The following is a 1,159-nucleotide window of genomic DNA, read 5'->3' as shown; positions in this document are numbered from 1 at the left end:
GGAAGCAGTGGGTTTCGGGGAGTTATCGGATGCTTTCACAGGTATAAATCTGCTAATTCCTATGAGACACTACTTGCGCTGATACATCCAAAGAGGTCTGCAAAGATTTTTTAGACAAATTTTGATAGTTTATAGCCGTTTCTACTCCTTTTCATTTACTCTCCGGCACTCTTTGAAAACAGTGTTTCCACGTGTTCCACATCTGTCTGTGGCTGTTTATGTGGTCAGGAGGATCGACGCTCCGGAAGAGGCACCCTATAAACACAACGAAACGCTGTGTAATCCGCTCGATTTTTACCTCTGTATTTCTCCGTTTTAGATTGCAATTTTCTATCGACTTTCGCCTCCTATTTCGGTATTGTGTTGCTTGCAAAAGCCCCACAAAACACTGAAAATTAGGAGGAAAATGTATGACCAACATGAAAAAGCGCATTGCCGCCACACTGACAGCAGCTATCCTCACAACTGTCCTCACTGTCCCCGCCATGGCAACGGAAACGCCCGACAAATCCGTCCGGGTGAGCAGTTACAAGGGAAGTACCCTGGAGGTAGGAGACCGTAGCGGACTCATCATCAGTCCCAGCGGTGCAAACTACACTGTGACTTCCAGCAACCCAGACACGGTAGCGGTGGAACAGGTGCTGACCTTCTGGGTTGCCATTGCCAAAGCGGAGGGGATCGCAGAGATCACCGTCTCCAACAGCGCTGGAGAACGTGGGACCGTAATACTGACGGTTGGCTCCGCAGCCCCCGCTGCGCCGGAAGCCCCCGCCAGCGGGGACAGCGCCGGCCTGACAGACAACCTGGAGATACGGCAGGAGATGATCTGGCTCATCAACCAGACCCGAAAGGACAACGGAGTGTCGGAACTGCCGGTCAGCGAGGCCCTAATGAATGCCGCCCAAGCCTGCTCCGACCGGCGCTACACATGGCATCACGCCCTGGAGGAAAGCCAAGCCGCTGTTGACGCCGGTTACCCCTATGGCTTCGGTGACAACCTCACCGTGTTCACCGGCACAGCCGACGCAGCCCAACGCGCTGTCGACAACTGGATCAACTCTCCTGGCCATTTCGAGACGATGATCGACTCCAGATGTGACTGCATCGGCGTGGGCATGACCCAGTACGACGGCATCACCTACTGCTATATGTTTGTCGG

1 protein-coding gene is annotated in these 1,159 nt (G+C 53.6%); it reads left to right on the top strand.

What is annotated here, in order from left to right; translation table 11 throughout:
• Window positions 1-410 precede the first annotated feature (410 nt).
• Window positions 411-1,159, top strand: a 749-nt coding sequence (locus tag C816_RS06365) for a CAP domain-containing protein (RefSeq protein ID WP_016324518.1), incomplete at its 3' end; no start/stop codon positions are given.

Origin of the sequence: Oscillibacter sp. 1-3, from assembly GCF_000403435.2 — a bacterium.
Classification (GTDB): domain Bacteria; phylum Bacillota; class Clostridia; order Oscillospirales; family Oscillospiraceae; genus Oscillibacter.
The sequence above is the reverse complement of the archived record's forward strand: the minus strand, read 5'-3'. Positions and strand labels throughout refer to the sequence as shown.